The organism is Pseudoalteromonas sp. SANK 73390 (assembly GCF_054966645.1).
Map to the genome: position 1 here is coordinate 93,744 of NZ_ARPN01000128.1, position 16,409 is coordinate 110,152.

Genomic DNA, 16,409 nt, shown 5'->3' on the forward strand with positions numbered 1-16,409 from the left:
CTCAAAGCGTACTGCACGCCTAGGCGCTAGACAAAGCATTTGCTAATATGAATACAAGCACATTTGATAAAGGGATCTGAAATGATTAATCCAGCAAAGATAGAAGAAATCGCTAAACAGATATCAAGTAACATGCCGCAAGGTGTCAAAAACTTAGCAGACACGTTTGAAGCAAAAACCAAGCAGGTGATCCAAAACAAATTAACTGAAATGGATTTTGTCAGCCGTGAAGAGTTTGATATTCAGAGTAAAGTACTTATTCGTACTCGCGAAAAACTTGCCGAGTTAGAAGCCAAAGTAGCAGCTCTTGAGGCAAAATTAGAACAAGCCGAAGACACAGAGTAATATACGCTACAAATAGCGTTTTGCTACCTGCTCAACTGCCTGAGTGTATCCCGCATTGATATGCTCTGGTAGTGAGGTTTGTGCTTGTACTTCGTGCAATAAGCCATCCTCTAAACCATATACCCAACCATGAATCGTCAATACTTGATTACGTGCCCATGCATCCTGCACCACATTGGTTAAGCATACATTACGAACTTGATCGATAACATTCAGCTCACACAGCGCAGCACACCGTGCTTTTTTCTCAATTGATGACAACATTGCTTGATGTTTTTCTTTAACATCAGCAACATGACGTAACCAATTGTCGATTAGGCCCAACCTAGCTTCATCTAATACCGCTTGCACACCGCCACACCCATAATGCCCAACAACCATAATGTGTTCGACTTTAAGTACTTCCACAGCATATTGCATAACAGATAAACAGTTATGATCAGTATGCACAACTACATTGGCCACATTTCGGTGAACAAATAACTCTCCTGGCATCAAATCAACGATTTCATTGGCTGGCACGCGAGAATCAGAACACCCGATCCACAAGTAGTCTGGGTTTTGCTGACCCGATAGTTTTTTAAAAAACTCGGGGTCACGTTGTTGGGTACGTTTAGCCCATTGCTGATTATTATCTAACAGGTGATCTAGCGAGCACATGTGTCTTCCTTTGGTTGGCCGTCGCTTGGATCAAAATATTCCTCGGCGTTAGCTGTTTATCACAAAATTCACGAAGAACAACATCATACCCATATGCCTGTAAATATAAAGCCCTATCAAGAACCAGCCAAATTTCAATAGCACGTCGAAATGCATGCCGAACTAGCTCTATTCTATCTGTGATTCTTTTTCGCTGCTGCCCTTGATGTAAATAGCGGTCATAATCACAATTAACGGGGAGTGTGATCCCTTTTTGCGCAGCTGCCCAGCCACAAAATTGTTCAAACGATTGTGAAAAAATAGCTTTATTAACCGAAGGCACACTAATGTATTCATCCACTCCCGTGACATCTCTGTGTAATGCATCAAACCCTAAACGCCAAGTCACCTCTTTGCGTCTAACTTTGGCAATTCGCTCAGGTGCTGTAACAGTTTCTTGCAAGGCAAGTTTCATATCGCTGTGCTGTAATGCTAATGTACTGTTTTTCCCGGCATCACTCATTGCTTGGTATTGAACATCAGTAAACAAATGATAACAGCAAGGCGATAAGCTGATTTTTTCACAGCCTGCTTTCACCGCTTGAATCATAAACACTTGATGTAAGCGACCACATGCATGCAAAGCCACAGCATGTTGTTGCTGTTCAAAGTAAGCTTGCGTGTCATCTTTTAGTACATCAGCACAACTAAACGACATCGACAAATTTTGCTGTTTAGCACTGTATTGGCCTTGTTCACACAAGGCTGGTTGTAATTCAATGCTGTGCACATGCGGTGCGCCATTAAAAGCGAGAATACGGCCTAAATGTCCTTTGCCAGCACACCACTCTAAGATGGGAAAATGCAGCTCATCAATGTGACCAACAAAGTCTTGTAGCTGTAATAGTTTTCTGCCTTTAATGCCATTGCTCAACCAAAATGGCAGTGTATCAGAATTTGGCTTGTCAAAAGGGAGCTTTAATAGCAACTCAAGTTCTTGTAATTGTGGAATATAGTGCTGTAGTGCTTGGAGCAACTTTGCTGGAGTATTATCAAGTTCCGTAACTTGCTCATCACTGAGTGACATTAACCACTCATTCAACGTATCACTCCATGGCAAACATCGGGCTTCAAAAGCAACTAACTGCCAATAAGCTTTGGTTTGCGTCAATACGGCATCAAGGTGATTAAATCGGTTCAATAACGGCATGTTCAACAGAGTAAGGCACACTAGGGAAAAATGCTATTCTACCTTTTTTTCATGCTGTTGTGTTGATTGCATAATACGGTACTTTAAATGACGAGAGAAAATTAAATGTAAGTAAAGGGGTACACATAGCAAAGTCAAAATAGATGCTGTAATTAACATCCACGACCATTGATAAGAATCTTCAATATTTTTAGGGTGATAAACAAAATCACCTAATGGAATTTGCTGTTTATCGAATGTATAACCATAAAGCTGGGCAATCCAATGCCAGCGATTCTCAGACATACTACCAATGGGGATCCCAGCCTGGGTAATAAATGGCCGTAGCGTATCAGCCTCATAAGCAAGCTGTGCTTTACTTTTATCTGGGTTATATTTACTACGAATAACGTCAATGCTCTCATTCATATTTAGCATTGCATATCGCCATCCCATTAAACTCGCTGAACGAAAATGTTCAACCATATCTGGTTTTTGCGAAAGAGTATTTTCACTGGTAAACAAAATATCACCATACACGTTAACGCCATACTGCTTTGGGCAAATCTGTCGAGTCGCAACACCCGCTTGTCGCATTTCAAAGGGCTCATTTGTTACATACACCTGTAGTGCATCATATAAACCTTTACGAAAGTCTCGCAATGGCGATAAGCCTGAATACAGTGGTAGTTTCGTTATATCAACTCCCGCTTGTTGTAGCATCACCATTAGCTCCGCATTCTCAGCTTTACCTAAATAGCTAATACGCTTTCCTTTGAAATCCTTAGGTGTATAAATGTCAGAATCTTCTTTGACCATCCAACAATAAGGGGATGACTGTAAAATAGCTGCGAGTGCTACCACAGGCTTACCCTGCATTCTAGATTGTAAAATAGCGGAGTGCGTCACACCAAAATGAGCTTGGCCAGCAAGCACTTTAAATTGCGTGTCAGGATTACTAGAGTCTGCGGGTAAAATAGTTACGTCTAACCCTGCTTGCTCATAAAACCCTTTTTCTTTTGCCATGTAATAGCCCGCAAATTGAAACTGATGGGTCCATTTGAGCTGCAACACGACACTTTCTGTTGCATAAGCAAAGCTACTTGTTACCAATATCATTAGAGTCGCAACAATGCGCATGCTCTTCCTTGCATCGTTATGAGTGATTAATCATAACTATAGAAAAGCAAACAGCAATTGCAAATTAACTCGCGTGACGCTGCTCAGTTATAGGTGCTTGCAAATATTGCGCAAAACATGGGTTATGTGTTTCTTCACAATAGTGATAACCCAATTGCGCTAAGTGACTATCAAAGCGCACAGCATCATGACTGGGTATATCAAATGCAGCAAGTACATTACCTTCAGCCGCACCGTGGTTACGATAATGAAATAGAGTAATATTCCATTCACTACCCAAAGTGTCTAAAAATCTCGCAAGCGCCCCAGGATACTCTGGAAAATCAAAGCGTAGCAAACGCTCTTGCACTGCTACAGGTGGTTTGCCGCCAACCATATAGCGCAGATGCAATTTGGCTAGTTCATTATCTGAAAAATCTTCAAACGTATAACCATTTTTGTATAGCTGCTCTTTCAACTCATCTAACTCAATTTGCCCACCACGTAAGCCTACGCCAACAAAAATTTGTGCATCACCTTGACCTGCATAACGATAATTAAATTCAGTTATGGCACGCCCCCCCAAAGACTGACAAAAACATTTAAAGCTACCTTTTTCTTCTGGGATGGTCACACCAAAAAGCGCTTCATTTTTGGCACCCAGCGCTGTGCGCTCAGCAATATAGCGTAGCCTATCGAAATTCAGGTTAGCGCCCGATAAAATAGCAGCAACATTAAGACCTGTTCGCTTTGCTTGTTGGCTCCATTTTTTTAAGCCCGCCAATGATAAAGCCCCAGAGGGCTCAGCAATAGCACGAGTTTCTACAAAGATATCCTGTACTGCAGCGCATATTTCATCGCTGCTAACCGTAACAACCTGATCACAAAACTTTTGTGCTAAGCGAAAAGTTTCTGAGCCAATGATTTTTACGGCAACGCCATCAGCAAACCCACCAACCTGCTCTAACTCTACTGGTTCGCCTGCATCTAGTGCTGCTTGCAAGCAGGCACTTTCCTGTGCTTCAACACCAATAACTTGAATATCGGGTCGAAGTGATTTGATATACACAGCCATACCCGCTAACAAACCTCCTCCTCCTACCGGAATAAACACCGCATCAAGTTCGTTAAGTTGTTGCATTAGTTCTCTGGCAACCGTCCCTTGACCAACAATGACGTCTTTATCATCAAATGGAGGAATAAATACTGCGTTATGCTGCTGTGTTAATTCAAATGCATGCGCTTTAGCTGCATCAAAATTGTGACCATGTAACACCACTTCTCCACCAAAATTTCGTACTGAGCTCACTTTTATCTCTGGTGTTGTGACAGGCATTACAATAATAGCCCGGTGCCCAAGATGTGCGGCACTTAATGCCACCCCCTGCGCATGATTACCTGCCGATGCGGTGATCACCAGACTGCCTTTAGGTAATTGGCGTAACTTATTATAAGCACCACGTAACTTAAACGAATATACAGGCTGTTGATCCTCGCGCTTAAGCCATATATTTTGCCCTAAGTGTTCCGACAGCCCTTTCATTTCGCTCACTTCAGTTATTTTGGCAAGTGGTGATATATCAGCCTGTATTATGGCGCGAAAATAATCTAACTCTTGCGACACCATAACTAACTAAGCTCCTCTAGCTTTGCAAGATCACGTACAGCGCCTTTATCTGCACTGGTTGCCAACAAGGCATAAGCTTTAAGCGCAGGTGTAACAACTCGCTGCCTATCTAGTGGCTTATATGCGTCTTTTCCTCTGGCTTCTTGCTTAGCATGACGGTCACTCATTTGTGCATCATCAATGAGTAAATGGATACCACGATTAGGAATATCAATGTGTATTAAGTCACCATCTTCTACTAATGCTAATGCACCACCACTGCCAGCTTCGGGTGAAGCATGGCCAATGGATAACCCCGACGTACCACCAGAAAAGCGACCATCAGTAAGCAGGGCGCAGTCTTTATCCAACCCCATCGACTTTAAGTAACTTGTTGGATATAGCATCTCTTGCATACCAGGACCACCTTTAGGCCCTTCATAGCGTATAACAACCACATCACCCTTTTTAACACGGCCATTTAAAATGCCTTCAACCGCGTCATCTTGTGACTCAAACACAACTGCTGGACCAGTAAAATCAAGCATTTCATCAACAACACCGGCACTTTTTACAATACATCCATCAGGTGTTAGATTTCCCGACAAGACAGCTAAACCACCATCTTGGCGAAAAGCATGTTCAATGCTTCGAATGCACCCATTTTCACGGTCTAAATCTAATTCATCCCATCGGCATTCTTGACTCATTGCCTTAGTTGTACGGATTCCAGCTGGCCCGGCACGATAAAATTTCTGCGCTTTTTCATTGTTGCTGTCTGCTGCATCCCAACGTGTTATTACCTCGCCTAAAGTGCCTCCCGCAACATGGCCTGCATTTAAATCGAGTCGGCCACCCTTTGCAAGTTCATTGAGCAGCGCCATGATACCACCCGCACGGTGTACATCTTCGATATGATATTGTTGCGTTGCAGGTGCCACTTTACATAAAAATGGCGTATTACGAGACAGGCGATCAATATCGTCCATATCAAAGTCAACCCCACCTTCTTGAGCTGCTGCTAACAAATGAAGAACTGTATTTGATGAGCCACCCATAGCAATATCTAATGTCATTGCATTAGTAAATGCAGCCTGATTGGCTATATTTCTAGGTAAAGCAGACTCATTATCTTTACGATAATACTCATCACACAATGCCAAAATACGTTTGCCCGCCGCAACATACAGCTGATGTCTGTCTTTGTGTGTTGCAAGCGTAGTGCCATTACCAGGCAATGCCAGTCCCAGCGCTTCTAACAAACAATTCATTGAATTTGCGGTAAACATACCTGAACAAGACCCGCAAGTCGGACACGCGGAGCGCTCAACTTGCTCAGACTCTTCATCGCTTACTGAAGGGTCTGCGCCTTTAACCATCGCATCAACTAGGTCTAATTTTATATCAATATCAGCTAAACGGGTTTTACCCGCTTCCATTGGGCCACCAGATACAAATATCACAGGAATATTTAAACGCAGCGCAGCAAGTAACATCCCAGGGGTAATTTTATCGCAGTTAGAGATACACACCATCGCATCGGCACAATGTGCATTAACCATATATTCAACAGAATCAGCAATGAGATCCCTTGACGGTAATGAGTACAACATGCCACCATGCCCCATCGCAATACCATCATCAATAGCAATGGTATTAAACTCTCGAGGCACGCCGCCGGCATCGCGGATCGTTTCAGCCATAAGTTCGCTAAGCTGATTTAAGTGCACATGACCTGGTACAAATTGAGTGTAAGAGTTAACAACAGCGATGATCGGTTTCTCAAAGTCACTATCAGTCATACCTGTTGCACGCCACAGGGCTCTTGCACCTGCTTGTTGTCTACCTTCTGTGGTTGTCTTACTTCTTAACTTAGCCATAATGTTCACCTTATAATTTGCGATGCAGCTTTTGGTTGCAGCGGCTTTCCTCATTCCCGAAATAGGCCACCTTCAGGTAGCCTGCAGTTGTTTATTAATCGTTTATGTAATCTAACCAGCCATTGCTGTCTTCGCTTTGGCCCTTAACCAAATCAAAATAGGCTTGCTGTAACTCTTGCGTGATAGGTCCACGCTTACCATCGCCAATTTGAATTTGATCAACACTTCGAACAGGTGTCACTTCAGCAGCCGTCCCTGTCATAAAGAACTCATCAGCTAAGTATAATGCTTCACGTGCAATAGACTCTTCGCGCACCTCATAACCACGTTCACGCGCTAGCTTCATAATAGTGTCACGCGTTAAGCCTGGTAAAATGCAAGCTGTTGTTGGTGGCGTAAACAGCACGCCATTTTTAATTACAAATAGATTTTCACCCGCGCCTTCGCTTAAGTAGCCGTTTACATCCAAAGCAATGCCTTCAACATAACCGTGGCGTTTTGCTTCGGCTGTGATGAGCTGTGATGATAAATAGTTACCACCTGCTTTTGCCCCTGTAGGCATCGTGTTTGGCGCTAAACGTGTCCACGATGAAATACACGCATCAACACCTTGCTCCAAGCTTCCATCTCCTAGATAAGTGCCCCATTCCATCGCCGCAACGCTAACATCTGCTTTATGTGACTTTGGATGAACACCCAACCCAACATTGCCTAAAAAAGCAAAAGGACGTAAATACGCATTAGTAAAACCATTAGCTTTTACTGCGTCTTTGCAAGCCTGCATAAGTTGGGCTTCAGTAAACGGGATTTCCATACGATAGATTTTTGCCGAGTCAAATAAACGCTTTATATGATCTTTTAAACGGAAGATGGCAGGACCCTTTGCTGTTTCATAAGCACGCACGCCTTCAAACACAGAGCTGCCATAGTGTAATGCATGGCTTAGAATATGCGTTGTCGCTTGCTCATACGGGATCATGTCGCCATTGTGCCAAATCAGTTCCGATGTTTTTGTCATTATGTAATACCTTGATTATTCTTTATTAAATTAATTTCTTAAATTGCCTGTTGCTGTAGCGTGTGCAAATTCACATGTTGCACTTCCACAAGCTTACTCAGTTGTGACGTTAATAGATAGATAGGCTTGTCACTGTCGACTGTCATTTTGACATGAAACAACTCATCTTTACCTTCAAGTTCCATATGCGTTAAACGAAAACCTCGATGACGGGCAACTCTTAAAAAACGCTCTACCGCGATGGCTTGGTTTTTAACAGCAACTGTTAATTGATGTTTCATTGTGCTTTCTCCGTCATCATTTCATCATTTGCAGCACCTGGTGGAACCAGAGGCCATACGTTTTCTTTATCATCAATACAGGCATGTAAAATATAAGGACCTTGTGAACTCACTAAAGCATCAACTGCCTCATCAACTTCATCGGCACGGGTAATGGTTTGTCCTGGAATACCAAATACCGCAGCTAATGCCACAAAATCAGGGTTATCAGATAGGTTTGTTTCACTATAACGCCCTTCAAAAAACAATTGCTGCCACTGACGAACCATACCCAAACGCTGATTATCTATAATCACGATTTTGACTGGTAAATTGTTACGGCGAATAGTTGCCAACTCTTGAATATTCATCATGATCGACCCATCTCCAGATACAGTCACAACCATGTCATTGGGCCTTGCGATTTGTGCACCGATCGCTGCAGGCAAACCAAACCCCATGGTACCTGCGCCACCACTACTTAAGTGGTTTGTTGGATGGCTAAATTTCATATGTTGTGCAACCCACATCTGATGCTGGCCAACATCACAACATACCACGCTAGTATTAGGCATTTTTAAACTAAGTTGATTCAATAAATAAGGGGCAAATACATGCTCACCTGGGTAGTCATAACGCCACGCGTGTTTTACTTTCAACTCTTTAATTGTATTAAGCCATTCACTATCGGTGACAAAACAGCTCAGCTGTGGAATAGATTGCTTTAAGTCTGCAATCAAAGACGCTTGTGCAGGTTTGCGTTTACCTACTTCAGCTGGGTCTATGTCTAAATGAATTACATTCGCTTTAGAGGCAAATTTAGCTAAGTTACCAGTAACACGGTCATCAAATCGAGCACCGATACACACCAGTAAATCACATTCTTGTACTGCGATGTTTGCGGCCTGACCACCATGCATGCCCAGCATACCCAGTTCATATTCATAATCTGGTAACACGCTGCCTAATGCTTTTAAAGTAGAAACAGCTGGCATTTGGGTTTTATTTAAAAATTGCATCAATTCATTTTGAGCATCCGCATTTTGCACGCCGCCACCAACGTACGCCACTGGGCGCTTAGCTTGCGATAACAATACTTCGGCCTTTTGCACTTCACTCGACAAGACTGTAAGCGCAGCCTCATCTTGCGCTAACCAAGGGTGAAATGGCACCTGAGCCAACTGAATATCTTTAGGAATATCAACTAATACAGGCCCCGGCCGCCCTGATTGTGCAAGGTGCATAGCTTCTTGCAATACCTCTGCTAAATCTTCAGCTCGCTCAACCATATAACTATGTTTGGTGCATGATAACGACATACCAAGTACATCGATTTCTTGAAAAGCATCGGAACCGATAGCCGCTGTAGGCACCTGACCGGTAATAGCTAGTAATGGCACTGAATCCATCATCGCATCAGCCAATGCAGTAACAAGGTTTGTCGCTCCTGGCCCTGAAGTCGCAAAACAAACCCCTAGATTGCCTGTACTACGAGCATACCCTACAGCCGCAAAGCCAGCTCCCTGTTCATGCCGTGTTAGGTAATGCTTAACTGGCGCACCGTACAACGCATCATAAATTGGCATTATAGCGCCACCTGGGTAGCCAAATACCTCTTTGATGCCCTGCTTGGCTAATAAATCGATTAATAGTTGTGCGCCTGTCATTGTCATCCCCATTGCCAATTGCTTGCTGTTAGTTAAATTTTGACTCTAAAACGAAAAAGCCCCCCGAACTTTTCAGTGCGGGGGGCTTTCACTAATACTTTTCTTACAGCACTAGCAGGCCCCCGCGGTAATAATAATCACCACGTTGATAATCACGACTAGAGTAAGTGCTGTTTTTAGCATTGCTTGTATCACCAAATAAATTTTTTATTAAGGGAGTGTCATTGTGCACTCGCCCTATTCCTTTTTCTATTAGTAACCCGCGAGTAACTTTAAGTCAACCTTAAAATCTATGCTTAATTTAAATGTAATAAACTAAAAATAAAATTAAAAAACCAGTAAAGGCCGCTTTATTGAAAATAAAATTCACATTTATCAAAAATCATTTAATAATTAATTGTATAAGCTCATTTTTCAACAGAGCTAATTTCAAAAAAAGTGACATGAGTTTTTATGAAATATTCACTTATGTGCTTAAAATAGGGCTCTTCACCTATTAAGGATTGTTATGTACTTGCTTTTATTACGCGTAAGTGTTGCTAGCATAATTTTTATTGCTTGTTTGTTTAGCCAATTTTCTAATGCCAACCCAGCGTTATTTAAACTCGAAAAAAATGGTATCACCTCTTATTTATTTGGTACTGTTCATGTCGGTACACCAGATATGAAGGCACTACCAAAAAACGTCATGCAAGCGATTGAAGCCAGCGAAAAAGTGGTTGTTGAAGTTGATATTGAGGCGCTTTCGCCTATGCAGGTCCAAAAAGTATCAAATTCATATATGCAGCTACCAAAGGGTAAAACACTCGCTGATATGATAAGTCTTGAGAACTACCAAAAACTAAAAAACTATTTTGCCCAAGTGGGAATTAATATTACTCACTTTAGCTCTCACCGACCATGGGCTGTTATGATCACTTTACTGCAACTTGAATATCAAAAATTAGGGTTCAGTGAACAATACGGCATTGATAAACAAGTACTCGCTTACGCCTCAAAAAAGCATAAACAAGTACTTGGGCTTGAAACGCTCGAGCAACAACTCACCATGCTCAGCGCTTTAGAAGCGTTAAATAACGAGATGTTTAATGAAACCTTTAAGCACTTAAATGACATTGAGTTCTATTTTGTTGACTTAGTAACTGCTTGGAAAACAGGAGATATGGACAAGCTATCTCATTACTATCAATTAAGTTTTGATGACTCTAAATATGGTCAATTTTCAGAGCAAGTAATGTTAACTAGCCGCAACAATCAATGGGTACAAACACTCACTCCGCTGCTAACACAACAATCCCTATTCATTGCCGTTGGTGCACTACACTTACCAGAGCAATATGGTTTAATAAACCAGTTTAAAAAAGCAGGTTTTAAGGTAACTAACCTCAGCTCTGGATAAGCGAATTTGCCCAATAAAGCTATTTTTCTCACTCTCGGCGTTGCTTTCATTTGTAATAGCCCGCTATTACTGCATAAAAGCGCCTTGATATTGAAAAAAATATCTTCATTGGATTGTACGTAATGTTTGTTTGCAAAATATTCTCTATTCCAAAACCCTTATTCAAACCTGAGGTTAACTAAATTATAATAAATGGGGCGCTTTGCCCCATTATAACAATTATGTACATTCACTCGCGCTTATCACCCCTAAACGTAGCAACATGTCAGTGAGTTTATCCTGTTGCAGCGGCTTAACAATATATTCATTTGCGCCCAACCGGAGTGCTTTGGCTATATCTTGTGGCTCATCATTTGCTGTCACAACAATGATAGTGATATCAAGGGTTAGCTTTGTACGTATATGATCTATCGCTTCATAGCCATCCATGTAGGGCATATTCAAGTCCATAAAAATAACATCGAACGATCGCGACGCTAATATCTCTACTGCTGCTTTACCATGACTAACGTGCTGTACGTCAAAGCCTAAATTACGCAGTTGCTTTTGAAGTATCACCGCATTAATAGCATTATCTTCTACTAATAGTGCCTTTGCCCCATGCGCATTTATTTGCCGCTCACTCGTGCCATTTTCAGCTAAAATTACAGGAATATTAAAGCTAACACACGCCCCACCATTTGGACGGTTAAAAAACTTAAACTCCCCTGACATAGCGTTTACCAACCACTGACATCGTACCAAGCCCAATTGCATCCCTTGAAAATGGTTGTCGATTTTTTCATGATCATTCAAAGTACTTAGTAGTTCCTCATCAAACCCAAAACCTTGATCAATCACTTGTATCTTTAAATATGCCTGCATCTGCAAAGTATGAACTTTAACGACTAGCAGGATCTCTCCTGAATCATTAAATTTAATCGCATTGTCAATTAACTGTGAGCAGACCCACGCAAGGTGTTGGTGATCGCACTGAAGCCGCGTATTACCTATACCATCCATTTGCACAGTTAACGTTAAGCCTTTTTTTTGTGCCGAGAGTTTGTAGGGAGCCGCAACCATTTCAATCGTTGTCTTTAACTTCGCATAACTATTTTGAATTTTAATTTTTTCATTAGACCAACGGCTAAAGTCATGCATCTCATTAATTAATACATTTAATTGATTAGCAGATGTAACAGCTTGTTCCAATTGATGAACTTGCCTTTCTTGTCGATACAAGTCCAGATAACCTAAAATGGATTGCAAAGGAGTACGCAATTCATGACTCGCCCTCGCCAAAAAACGCGACTTGATACTTAATGCCTGTTCAGTTTCATTTTTTTGAAACTTAAGTTCATTAATACCAGCCAAAATTTGTGCTTCCATTGGACGAAATATCAACTTAGCTTCTAGTATCAATAACAACATTGCCAGTAACCAAATGCCACTTTCAACATACCTTAAACGCTGTACCCCTTGATTAGATTGTTGTTCAAATAACTGTACGGCCCTATCAAGATCAACCAGCAAATCTTGAGATATCATGTAAAGCTCATTTAATTCTCTTTGTTCAGTGGGCTGAAAGTTACGAATACGCTGAACAAATTCTCGACTTCGTTGGTCCAGCATAGCTGGTTTTGAAAAGTACCACGCGCTCAACGACTCAGAAAAAAAATCACCTTCGGCATTTAAATTAACCAGAAATTCATGATTTTGTGCGAACAAATTAATACTGGTTTGTAACTCACCATTCACGCTTTGCATAGCAACAGTGGACTCACTAATACTTGCTAAGCGATGTGCTTTTAGCAGCACTTTTTGCGACAACATCCGCTGCATGCCTGCAATGTTGATAATCTTTGCATCTTGCTGTTTTTCAAACAATAAAAATTGCATCAAGCCGGCAGCCATAGAGACCAAAAGTGCCATAGCTAATAACGCAAAAATGTAACGTACGCGCACCGCTTTAATTATTTTTAACATAAGATTATTTGATACAACCCCACTTTGCTTTGCCGCAGTTTAGTGCCTTAAAAAAGTGTAGCCTAATTTATAAAGAATAGGGTTTCATTACTTGACACCTAGAAGGCTAAAGTGTTTCAATGCCCGCTCACCCTATTTTGTGGTCAAGGTTTTACCTTGGTCAAGGGCTGGAAGAGGTGCGTTATTCAGGTAACTTTGTTGAGGAGAGCAAACTCCGATGAAACTGAGTGAGGGGAATTAACGCCGAGAAGTCAACAGCACTTTGCTAAGCTGTTACTTCGGGCGACTGGGTTGAATCCCAGCGACTGTCACCAAGTGCTGTTAACATTAACAAGCACATAATTTTGGTGGAGAGCTTCTGGTCTTAAAATAATAAGGCCATTTGCCTTGTCATTTTTAAGTCCATTGCTCTTCGAATTTTAACTGTTCGAGGTGTGGGCTCACTCCTTACTACGAACACGCTATAAGTTCGCTAGAGATGAAATCACAATTAGATTTATCTGACTATCCGTTATGGACCGCTTTGGTTACGCCCTTTGATGCGCTTAACCAAGTTGACTATGACACATTAAAAACGCTCGTTAACGAGCAACAACAAGCAAATAATGGCATTTTGCTTTTAGGCAGTACGGGCGAAGGCTTAGCACTTGAAATAAGTGAACAACGCGCTATTGTCGAATATGTTTGCTCGCTGTCCCTTTGCGTACCTATCATGGTTGCGGTTGGTGGCTTTAATCTAACGCAGCAATTAGCTTGGCTGGAGTTTTGTAACACGCAACCCATTGATGCCTACTTACTAGGCTCCCCTTTGTATGCCAAGCCCGGCGAGGTAGGTCAAACCCAGTGGTTTGAAGCACTACTCAGCGCAACTCAACGCCCTTGTATGCTTTATAATGTCCCTGGTAGAAGTGCCGTCTCCATTACCGCAAAAGTTATAAAAAACTTAACACATTACAATAACTTCTGGGCTATTAAAGAAGCCAGTGGCGACATTGCAACGTTTGAATCTTTCCGTGATGCCGCACCCAATATTGCTATTTACAGTGGCGATGATGGCTTAATGCCTTATTTTGCTCAAGCGGGTGCCGCTGGCTTAGTGTCTGTCGCTGCCAATGCATGGCCAGAGCAAACAGCCGAATTCGTTAGGCGCTCTCTTGCTGGTACCTTTCCAAACTTATTTACCACTTGGACTGGTGCGGTGAATAGTTTATTTACTGTTGCAAACCCAATTCCCGTTAAAGTGCTAATGCATACCCAAGGCAGGCTTTCAACACCTAATCTTCGCCCCCCCTTAACGCACCAAGAGCTGTCATGTAACCAAGCTCTTAACATCGCAAACAAATCAATTTTATCTTGGAATTAAGGCAATTATCATGAGCTGGTTAGAATTATTAAATAATTTAGAAAATGGCACTGTGCGTGCAGCAACACAAGATGAACAAGGCCATTGGCATGCCAATGTAGAAGTTAAACAAGGCATATTAGAGGCATTTAAAAACGGAACCAATACTGAGTTCCCCGGTGGCTTTGTAGATAAAGATAATCTGGCGCCTCAAGGCTTTGCAGCCGATGCTGGTGTGCGTATGGTGCCAGGAGGTACGAGTGTGCGTCGAGGTGCTTATGTCGCATCAGGCACTATTATTATGCCACCAGCTTACGTTAATATTGGCGCTTATATTGATGAAGGAACTATGGTTGATAGTCATGCGTTAGTTGGCTCTTGTGCTCAGGTAGGCAAAAATGTTCACCTTAGTGCAGCCGTACAATTAGGCGGTGTGCTTGAGCCTATTGGCGCAAGTCCGGTGGTGATTGAAGATGACGCATTTATTGGCGCAGGGTGCGTGATTGTTGAAGGCGTTGTGGTTAAAAAAGGCGCAGTACTTGCCCCAGGTGTGCGCTTATCAGCCACGATCCCTGTTTATGATTGCATCAACGAACGAGTACTAGATAAAGGTGAAGCGATCCCTGAGAATGCCATCGTGATCCCGGGCTCTCGTCCATCTTCAAGTGCTTGGGGCCGCGAGCAAGGTTTAAGCATGTCTTGTGCACTTATCGTAAAATACCGTGATAAGCAAAGCGATGCGTCATTAGAGTTGGAAGAGGTATTACGATAATGCCGTTTTTGAGCACCGCACACCGCCAAGTGATTGAAAAAATCACACAGACTGAGCAAGCGCCGTTTTTTGTCTACGACTTAGACGGCTTGCTATCACACTTAAAACCATTGACTGAACAGTCTGTAGTTAAATTGTGGTATGCCGTTAAAGCTAACCCCTTATCAAAAGTGATCCAAACTTTAGACAAGGCAGGGTTTGACTTTGACGTTGCAAGCGCTGGCGAACTTGAACAAGTCTTAACACAAGGCGTTAGTTCATCTCGGGTGCTCAACACCGGACCTGCTAAATCAAAAAGGCAGATCCAATACTTTTTGTCACAAGGGGTGCGAACCTTTGTGGCAGAAAGTCTCAACCAAGTTAATTTACTCAACCAAACTGCCTGCGAACAAGAACTTGAATTACAAGTTTTATTGCGCGTACAGTTGCGCTGGCCTGAGGGTGAAAAAAATCCACTAGGTGGCGATAGCCTGACCCCATTTGGTTTAGGCATTGAACAATGGCAAGCACTCGATATTACTGCTTTTCCAGCTTTGCACTTTACCGGCCTTCATATCTTTCAGTGGGGCAATATGCTGAGCACCCAAAAGCTGGCAGCACTTTGGTCGCAAATGGTAAAACCACTTGTTGCACTAGCAAGCACCCTTGGTTTTAAATTAAAGGTACTCGATTTAGGCGGTGGGCTAGGTATTCCATATCATGAACACGATGCTTGTTTAAACTGGCCACATTTGCTGGACGCGCTCGCCTCTATTAAAGCGGCTGCTGGGGTTGATGAACTTTGGATGGAGCTTGGTCGCTATGCCGTGGGTGAATATGGCCACTATGTTGACCCTGTAATAGAGCAAAAACAAAACTATGGTGAACGCCAACTGATTGTCGCAGGCGGCATTAATCATATATTACGCCCAGCAGTAACCAGTCAAGATTTTCCATGTGAGTTACTTAGGCAGTCAACCGCCCCAACAAGCAGTTACTTGCTGCATGGGCCTTTATGCACCGCACTTGACCATTTAGGTCGCCATAATTTGCCCAATGATATGCATGATAGAGATTGGATAGTATTTAGCCAGTGTGGTGCGTACGGCTTTACTGAGAGTATGCCGTTTTTCTTATGTCACGAGTTGCCTGCCGAATATGTGATTGAAAATAATGCCATTAACTGCATTCGAACGTCACAGCCCGCAAGTACTTATTTAAGGTAGCGC

At 42.3% G+C, this 16,409-nt stretch carries 14 protein-coding genes and 1 riboswitch; of the genes, 5 read left to right on the forward strand and 9 right to left on the reverse strand.

Annotation, left to right across the window (positions count from 1 at the left end; translation table 11 throughout):
- Positions 1–81 precede the first annotated feature (81 nt).
- Positions 82–345, forward strand: a complete 264-nt coding sequence (gene ubiK, locus SANK73390_RS17995) for a ubiquinone biosynthesis accessory factor UbiK (RefSeq protein ID WP_261594099.1) — start codon at positions 82–84, stop codon at positions 343–345.
- A 6-nt stretch (positions 346–351) separates the two neighbouring features.
- Here ubiK and can read toward each other — a convergent pair whose 3' ends face one another.
- From can to ilvG, 8 genes are all read right to left on the reverse strand, one after another.
- Positions 352–1,005, reverse strand: coding sequence for a carbonate dehydratase (gene can / locus SANK73390_RS18000; protein WP_462767790.1), 654 nt, complete (start codon positions 1,003–1,005; stop codon positions 352–354).
- Positions 977–2,194, reverse strand: coding sequence for a methyltransferase (locus SANK73390_RS18005; protein WP_462767791.1), 1,218 nt, complete (start codon positions 2,192–2,194; stop codon positions 977–979). Before SANK73390_RS18005 ends, can begins: the two co-directional genes overlap by 29 nt.
- A gap of 33 nt (positions 2,195–2,227) precedes the next feature.
- Entirely contained in the window at positions 2,228–3,313 is a 1,086-nt protein-coding gene (locus SANK73390_RS18010; RefSeq protein ID WP_462767792.1) for an ABC transporter substrate-binding protein, read from the reverse strand.
- Between the two features lie 64 nt (positions 3,314–3,377).
- Positions 3,378–4,919, reverse strand: a complete 1,542-nt coding sequence (gene ilvA, locus SANK73390_RS18015; RefSeq protein ID WP_462767793.1) for a threonine ammonia-lyase, biosynthetic — start codon at positions 4,917–4,919, stop codon at positions 3,378–3,380.
- Between the two features lie 2 nt (positions 4,920–4,921).
- Positions 4,922–6,778, reverse strand: a complete 1,857-nt coding sequence (gene ilvD, locus SANK73390_RS18020; protein WP_462767794.1) for a dihydroxy-acid dehydratase — start codon at positions 6,776–6,778, stop codon at positions 4,922–4,924.
- Between the two features lie 94 nt (positions 6,779–6,872).
- On the reverse strand, positions 6,873–7,796 hold the full coding sequence (locus SANK73390_RS18025) for a branched-chain amino acid transaminase (RefSeq protein ID WP_261594105.1): 924 nt from the start codon (positions 7,794–7,796) through the stop codon (positions 6,873–6,875).
- A gap of 38 nt (positions 7,797–7,834) precedes the next feature.
- Positions 7,835–8,077: an acetolactate synthase 2 small subunit gene (gene ilvM / locus SANK73390_RS18030; RefSeq protein ID WP_261594106.1), complete on the reverse strand. Its 243-nt coding sequence runs from the start codon at positions 8,075–8,077 to the stop codon at positions 7,835–7,837.
- The gene (gene ilvG / locus SANK73390_RS18035; protein WP_462767795.1) at positions 8,074–9,723 is read right to left on the reverse strand and encodes an acetolactate synthase 2 catalytic subunit; all 1,650 of its coding nucleotides are present in this window, start codon (positions 9,721–9,723) and stop codon (positions 8,074–8,076) included. The genes ilvM and ilvG overlap by 4 nt, the downstream gene beginning before the upstream one ends.
- Positions 9,724–10,231: 508 nt before the next feature.
- Here ilvG and SANK73390_RS18040 point away from each other — a divergent pair.
- Positions 10,232–11,122: a TraB/GumN family protein gene (locus tag SANK73390_RS18040; protein WP_462767796.1), complete on the forward strand. Its 891-nt coding sequence runs from the start codon at positions 10,232–10,234 to the stop codon at positions 11,120–11,122.
- A 219-nt stretch (positions 11,123–11,341) separates the two neighbouring features.
- Here the strand turns inward: SANK73390_RS18040 and SANK73390_RS18045 are convergent, their stop codons facing one another.
- Positions 11,342–13,087, reverse strand: coding sequence for a response regulator (locus SANK73390_RS18045; RefSeq protein ID WP_462767797.1), 1,746 nt, complete (start codon positions 13,085–13,087; stop codon positions 11,342–11,344).
- A 163-nt stretch (positions 13,088–13,250) separates the two neighbouring features.
- A riboswitch (Lysine riboswitch) is annotated at positions 13,251–13,453 on the forward strand.
- A 112-nt stretch (positions 13,454–13,565) separates the two neighbouring features.
- On the opposite strand from SANK73390_RS18045, the gene dapA reads away from it, so the two are divergent.
- From dapA to SANK73390_RS18060, 3 genes are read left to right on the forward strand one after another with little or no spacing between them, the layout of a single operon-like run.
- Positions 13,566–14,450, forward strand: a complete 885-nt coding sequence (dapA, locus tag SANK73390_RS18050; protein ID WP_261594110.1) for a 4-hydroxy-tetrahydrodipicolinate synthase — start codon at positions 13,566–13,568, stop codon at positions 14,448–14,450.
- A gap of 10 nt (positions 14,451–14,460) precedes the next feature.
- Positions 14,461–15,201, forward strand: coding sequence for a 2,3,4,5-tetrahydropyridine-2,6-dicarboxylate N-succinyltransferase (locus SANK73390_RS18055; protein WP_462767798.1), 741 nt, complete (start codon positions 14,461–14,463; stop codon positions 15,199–15,201).
- Positions 15,201–16,406, forward strand: a complete 1,206-nt coding sequence (locus tag SANK73390_RS18060; protein WP_462767799.1) for a PLP-dependent decarboxylase — start codon at positions 15,201–15,203, stop codon at positions 16,404–16,406. The genes SANK73390_RS18055 and SANK73390_RS18060 overlap by 1 nt, the downstream gene beginning before the upstream one ends.
- The last annotated feature ends 3 nt before the right edge of the window (positions 16,407–16,409 follow it).

What these genes read in the sequence shown, in the direction of transcription:
- ubiK (WP_261594099.1), top strand. Translation starts at nt 82, where the DNA reads ATGATTAATCCAGCAAAGATAGAAGAAATCGCTAAACAGATATCAAGT.
- can (WP_462767790.1), bottom strand. Translation starts at nt 1,005, where the DNA reads ATGTGCTCGCTAGATCACCTGTTAGATAATAATCAGCAATGGGCTAAA.
- SANK73390_RS18005 (WP_462767791.1), bottom strand. Translation starts at nt 2,194, where the DNA reads ATGCCGTTATTGAACCGATTTAATCACCTTGATGCCGTATTGACGCAA.
- SANK73390_RS18010 (WP_462767792.1), bottom strand. Translation starts at nt 3,313, where the DNA reads ATGCGCATTGTTGCGACTCTAATGATATTGGTAACAAGTAGCTTTGCT.
- ilvA (WP_462767793.1), bottom strand. Translation starts at nt 4,919, where the DNA reads ATGGTGTCGCAAGAGTTAGATTATTTTCGCGCCATAATACAGGCTGAT.
- ilvD (WP_462767794.1), bottom strand. Translation starts at nt 6,778, where the DNA reads ATGGCTAAGTTAAGAAGTAAGACAACCACAGAAGGTAGACAACAAGCA.
- SANK73390_RS18025 (WP_261594105.1), bottom strand. Translation starts at nt 7,796, where the DNA reads ATGACAAAAACATCGGAACTGATTTGGCACAATGGCGACATGATCCCG.
- ilvM (WP_261594106.1), bottom strand. Translation starts at nt 8,077, where the DNA reads ATGAAACATCAATTAACAGTTGCTGTTAAAAACCAAGCCATCGCGGTA.
- ilvG (WP_462767795.1), bottom strand. Translation starts at nt 9,723, where the DNA reads ATGACAGGCGCACAACTATTAATCGATTTATTAGCCAAGCAGGGCATC.
- SANK73390_RS18040 (WP_462767796.1), top strand. Translation starts at nt 10,232, where the DNA reads ATGTACTTGCTTTTATTACGCGTAAGTGTTGCTAGCATAATTTTTATT.
- SANK73390_RS18045 (WP_462767797.1), bottom strand. Translation starts at nt 13,087, where the DNA reads ATGTTAAAAATAATTAAAGCGGTGCGCGTACGTTACATTTTTGCGTTA.
- dapA (WP_261594110.1), top strand. Translation starts at nt 13,566, where the DNA reads ATGAAATCACAATTAGATTTATCTGACTATCCGTTATGGACCGCTTTG.
- SANK73390_RS18055 (WP_462767798.1), top strand. Translation starts at nt 14,461, where the DNA reads ATGAGCTGGTTAGAATTATTAAATAATTTAGAAAATGGCACTGTGCGT.
- SANK73390_RS18060 (WP_462767799.1), top strand. Translation starts at nt 15,201, where the DNA reads ATGCCGTTTTTGAGCACCGCACACCGCCAAGTGATTGAAAAAATCACA.